Genomic DNA, 4,713 nt, shown 5'->3' on the forward strand with positions numbered 1-4,713 from the left:
CCACCACACCCACCCGACACCAGCCACCAGCCACCAGCCACCAGCACCCGCACCCGCACCCATACATAAAGCAGGAACGCCGCTCTCTCGCGTCAGCCCGTCATCCCGTCAGCCCTTCAGCCCTTCAGCCCTTCAGCAGCGGCACCAGCGCGCGGAAAGCCCGTCCCCGGTGGCTGATCGCGTCCTTCTCCTCCGGGCTGAGCTCGGCAGTGGTGCGGCTCTCGCCCTCCGGCACGAAGATCGGGTCATAACCGAAGCCGCCGTCCCCGCGCGGCGCACGGATCAGGCGCCCGGTGACGATCCCCTCGACCACATGCTCGGTACCGTCCGGCTGCACCAGCGCCGCCGCGCAGGTGAAGTTGGCGCCGAGCGCCTCGTCGGGGACGTCCGCGACCTGGTCCAGGACCAGCTGCAGGTTCGCCACGTCGCGGCCTGGGCCGGACGGCAGGTCGCCGAAGCGCCCGGACCAGCGCGCGGACAGCACGCCCGGCATACCGTTCAGCGACTCCACGCACAGCCCGGAGTCGTCGGCGACGGCGGGCAGGCCGGTGGCCGCAGCCACCGCGCGCGCCTTGATCAGCGCGTTCTCGGCGAAGGTCAGGCCGGTCTCGGGGATCTCCGGCAGCGCCGCGTAGGTCTCGGGGCCGGCGAGTTCGACGTCGGTCAGGCCGGCGGCGAGCAGGATCCGCTCCAGCTCGGTGATCTTCTTGACGTTGCGGGTGGCGAGGACGATCTGGCGCATGGGCGCCAGTCTAGGTGTACGTCCGGGGCGCGCCGCAGTCGATTCCAGCAGTGCTCACGGCTGCCCTCACGGCTGTCCTCACGGCTGTCCTCACGGCTGTCCTCACGGCTGCGAGCAGATGTTGCCCATGATCTGGAAGTCCTGCTTCACCGGGCCCTTGTCCGGAGTCTTGCCCTGCTGCGCCTGGCTGTACATGGTCTGCAGGTCGGTGGCCAGCTTGTTGATCGGCTGGGCCGCGGCGGGCTTCTTGGTCTGCTGGGCGCCGGCGCGGATCTTCGGCAGGGCGCCGGGGATCGCCGCGATGCCCTGCGCCTGGCCCTGCTCCTGCGCGTAGAGGAAGGTGCTGAATCCGGCCAGCGCGGTCTTGCAGCCGGGGTCGGTCCACAGGCTGTTGAGCGTCTTCAGCGACGAGGCCAGGGCCGAGGGGTCCTGCGAGCTCGGCGCGGCCGCCGAGGAACTGGCCGGGGCGGAGGGCGCCGAGGAGTCGGTGCTCCCCGACGAGGGGGCGTTGGTGCCGGTCGCGGAGCTGTTGCCCGCCGGAGTCGAGCTCGCCGCCCCCGGCAGCGGTCCGCCCGCGGCCCCCGCCGCGCTCGTCCCGATCGTGCCCTGCGAAGCACACCCCGCCAGCGCCAGCGCGCTCAGTGCCAGTCCCGGTATCACGCTCGCGCGCAGCCGCACGGTCATGACCCACCCCCTGTGGAAGACGTTCGGAGCCCCGGCTCGTGCGGGGCTGCCGAACAATATAGGAGGTGCTGACGCGCCTATCAGCTCAGCAGGGCCTTGACCTGGTGTGAAGCCAGCTCGCGACAGCCGCCGGCGGCCAGGTCGAGCAGCGCGTCCAGCTCGGCGCGGTCGAAGGGGGCGCCCTCGGCGGTGCCCTGCACCTCGACGAACTTGCCGTCGGCGGTGCAGACGACGTTCATGTCGGTCTCGGCGCGGACGTCCTCCTCGTAGCAGAGGTCGAGCATCGGCACGCCGTCGATGATGCCGACGCTGACCGCGGACACCGAACCGGTCAGCGGCTCCTTGGTGGCCTTGACCATCTTCTTGTCGCGCATCCACGTGACCGCGTCCTGCAGCGCCACGTAGGCGCCGGTGATGGCCGCGGTCCGGGTGCCGCCGTCGGCCTGCAGCACATCGCAGTCCACGATGATGGTGTTCTCGCCCAGCGCCTTGGTGTCCACCACGGCGCGCAGCGCGCGCCCGATGAGCCGGGAGATCTCCTGGGTGCGCCCGCCGACCTTGCCCTTGACCGACTCGCGGTCGCCGCGGGTGTTGGTGGCCCGGGGCAGCATCGCGTACTCGGCGGTGACCCAGCCCTTGCCGCTGCCGCGCAGCCAGCGCGGGACGCCTTCGGTGACGCTGGCGGTGCACAGCACCTTGGTCTGGCCGAACTCGACGAGGACGCTGCCCTCGGGGTGGATCGACCACTTGCGGGTCAGGGTGACCGGACGGAGCTGGCCTACTTTGCGGCCGTCGACGCGTGCTGCTGACATGTGTAGACCCTAGCCCACCCCCGGGGCGGGCGCGGTCGGCGGTGCGCGGCGCGCGGCTGGCGCGGATGGCGGGGGTGGCCGGCGAACGGCGCCGGTGCTGGTGCTGGTGCTGGTCGAGGTAGTCGCGCCGGCCGGGCTGGTCGCGCTAGTCGAGCTGGACGTGCGCCAGCAGCCGCAGCGTCGGCAGGTCGGTGGCCTTGCGCAGCCGGGAGGCCAGGTCCCGGTGGAAGAACTCCTCGACCAGGTGCGGCACGGTCAGCACGATGATCTCGTCGACGACGTACTTGGCCGCGATCTCCTTCAGCCCGTCGACCGGGGGTCCGGCCAGCAGCTCGCCGGCGGCCTGCTTGCCGGCGTCCTGGAAGGCCTGGACGGTCGCGGTCAGGACCGCGCGGGCGGCCACCACCGCCTCGTTCAGCGGCTCGTCGTGCGAGTCCTCCTCGGCGCCCTTGAAGTTGCCCAGCGCCAGGTCGTCGAGGGTGGCCAGGACCTTGCCGTTCTCCTTGCCGACCGGGACCACGACGACGTAGTTCTCCGCGGCCATGCCCTCCTCGACGTTGTCGGCGTGCAGGCCGACGACGTACTCCAGGTCGTGCTGGTTGATCGTCTTCTCGACGATGAGCATGGTGGTCGGCACGGTCGGGGTCCTTTCCGGTGCTGGCAGTTGGTCCCATCATGCTCTCAGATCTGGAACACCGCGCCGGGCGTGGCCAGGTTCACCTGTCCGTCGTAGGCGGCCCGGGCCGCGGTGAGGTTGAGCTCGGCGTCGGTCCACGGCGGGATGTGAGTCAGGACCAGGCGTCCGACGCCGCCGACCGTCGCGCTCTCGCCGGCCTCGCGGCCGTTGAGGTGCAGGCCCACCAGGCCGTCGTCGCGCGGCTCCTGGAAGGAGGCCTCGGCCAGCAGCAGGTCGGCGCCCTTGGCCAGGTGGTCCAGGGCCTCGCAGGGTCCGGTGTCGCCGGAGTAGACCAGGGTGCGGCCGGCCGCCTCCAGGCGGATCGCGTAGGCCTCGACGGGGTGGTCGACGCGCGTCACGCGGACCGTGAACGGCCCGGTCTCGAAGCTGTTGCCGGTAGCGCCCTCGGGGGCGCCCTCCAGCACGTTGCGGAAGTCGAAGACGGACTCGCACTCGGCGTCGTCGGTGTCGTAGGCCTTGGCGATCCGCTCCCGGGTCCCGGACGGGCCCCACACCGGCAGCAGCGGCAGCGGCACGCCGCCGGGCCGGTACTTGCGCGCGACGTAGTACCCGCACATGTCGACGCAGTGGTCGGCGTGCAGGTGCGACAGGATCACGGCCTGCAGGTCGTAGACGTCGCCGTACCGCTGCAGCTCGCCCAGCGCGCCGTTGCCGAAGTCGAGCAGGATCCGGTGGCCCTCGTGCTCGACCAGGTAGCTCGAACACGGGTTGCCGGGGCCCCCGAAGGAGCCGGAGGAACCGATCACGGTGAGCTTCATGAGGACTCCGCAACTGTGGCATATCGAGGTTCGGTGGCGTCTTGCGGCGCGGCCGGGAGCAGGCCCTGGTGGACGTGGCCGATCTCGGGTCCGAGGAAGCGCTGCCCGATCTGCAGGAACTGGTCCGGGTCGCCGGTGGTGGTGAAGCTGTGCACGGGCTCGGGGAGCTCGCCCGGGCGCATCAGCGCGCTCTCGGCCAGGACGCGGTAGACGTCCTTGGCGGTCTCCTCGGCACTGTTGATCAGGATGACGTCCTCCCCCATGACGTAGGAGATGACGCCGGTGAGCAGCGGGTAGTGGGTGCAGCCCAGGATCAGGGTGTCGACGCCGGCCCGCGCGACCGGGTCGAGGTACTCGTGCGCGACCGTCAGCAGCTCCTCCCCGGCGGTCTCCCCGGCCTCCACGAACTCGACGAAGCGCGGGCACTCCTGCGTGGTGAGCTGGATCTGCGGCGCGGCGGCGAAGGCGTCGACGTAGGCCATCGAGCGCCGGGTGGACCGGGTGCTGATCACCCCGACGTGCTGGTTCCGCGTGGCGGCCACAGCCAGCCGCACAGCCGGCCGGATCACCTCCACCACCGGGATCTCATACCGCTCGCGCGCATCGCGCAACACCGCCCCGGAGGCCGAGTTGCACGCGATGACGAGCATCTTCACCCCGGACTCGACGAGCTTGTCCATGCACTCCAGAGCGTACGCACGCACCTGCGCGATCGGCCGCGGCCCATAGGGCTGGCGCGCGGTGTCGCCGAAGTAGCTGACGGCCTCATGCGGCAACTGGTCCAGCAACGCCCGCACGACGGTCAGCCCGCCGAAGCCGGAGTCGAAGATGCCGATGGGCGCGTCCCGGGATGCCGGGTCGATGTACGGAGGCGGTGGTGCGGCCATGAGGGAAAAGAGTACGGCTCCGCGCGCAGAGCGTCGGCGATTGGGACGGCGGATGTGGCCACTGTCTCAGCGGTGCTTTTGGTCACGGCCGGGTTGACGTGCGGCGGAGCGGTGGCGGGGCTGTCTTTTATAA

At 71.0% G+C, this 4,713-nt stretch carries 6 protein-coding genes; all 6 read right to left on the reverse strand.

Annotation, left to right across the window (positions count from 1 at the left end):
* Positions 1-124: 124 nt before the first annotated feature.
* The 6 genes from rdgB to murI all read right to left on the reverse strand — a co-directional run bounded on the left by rdgB (position 125) and on the right by murI (position 4,580).
* Positions 125-742, reverse strand: a complete 618-nt coding sequence (gene rdgB / locus GWK61_RS52860; protein WP_194921855.1) for an RdgB/HAM1 family non-canonical purine NTP pyrophosphatase — start codon at positions 740-742, stop codon at positions 125-127.
* 102 nt (positions 743-844) lie between these two features.
* The gene (locus GWK61_RS52865) at positions 845-1,426 is read right to left on the reverse strand and encodes a hypothetical protein (protein WP_194921857.1); all 582 of its coding nucleotides are present in this window, start codon (positions 1,424-1,426) and stop codon (positions 845-847) included.
* Positions 1,427-1,506: 80 nt separating this feature from the next.
* Positions 1,507-2,238 carry a ribonuclease PH gene (rph, locus tag GWK61_RS52870; RefSeq protein WP_194921858.1) on the reverse strand — a complete coding sequence of 244 codons (732 nt, stop codon included), beginning with the start codon at positions 2,236-2,238 and terminating at the stop codon, positions 1,507-1,509.
* 145 nt (positions 2,239-2,383) lie between these two features.
* Positions 2,384-2,875, reverse strand: coding sequence for an indole-3-glycerol phosphate synthase (locus tag GWK61_RS52875; protein WP_194921859.1), 492 nt, complete (start codon positions 2,873-2,875; stop codon positions 2,384-2,386).
* Between the two features lie 44 nt (positions 2,876-2,919).
* Positions 2,920-3,693: an MBL fold metallo-hydrolase gene (locus tag GWK61_RS52880; RefSeq protein ID WP_194921860.1), complete on the reverse strand. Its 774-nt coding sequence runs from the start codon at positions 3,691-3,693 to the stop codon at positions 2,920-2,922.
* Positions 3,690-4,580 (reverse strand): glutamate racemase, encoded by an 891-nt coding sequence (gene murI / locus GWK61_RS52885; RefSeq protein WP_194921861.1) that lies wholly within the window; start codon positions 4,578-4,580, stop codon positions 3,690-3,692. Before murI ends, GWK61_RS52880 begins: the two co-directional genes overlap by 4 nt.
* Between the last annotated feature and the right edge of the window lie 133 nt (positions 4,581-4,713).

The organism is Catenulispora rubra (genome assembly GCF_015356825.1).
In the GTDB taxonomy this organism is placed as follows: Bacteria; Actinomycetota; Actinomycetes; order Streptomycetales; family Catenulisporaceae; genus Catenulispora; species Catenulispora rubra.

Coding starts and splice junctions, on each gene's coding strand:
- rph (WP_194921858.1), bottom strand. CDS start 2,238: ATGTCAGCAGCACGCGTCGACGGCCGCAAAGTAGGCCAGCTCCGTCCG.
- GWK61_RS52880 (WP_194921860.1), bottom strand. CDS start 3,693: ATGAAGCTCACCGTGATCGGTTCCTCCGGCTCCTTCGGGGGCCCCGGC.
- GWK61_RS52865 (WP_194921857.1), bottom strand. CDS start 1,426: ATGACCGTGCGGCTGCGCGCGAGCGTGATACCGGGACTGGCACTGAGC.
- murI (WP_194921861.1), bottom strand. CDS start 4,580: ATGGCCGCACCACCGCCTCCGTACATCGACCCGGCATCCCGGGACGCG.
- rdgB (WP_194921855.1), bottom strand. CDS start 742: ATGCGCCAGATCGTCCTCGCCACCCGCAACGTCAAGAAGATCACCGAG.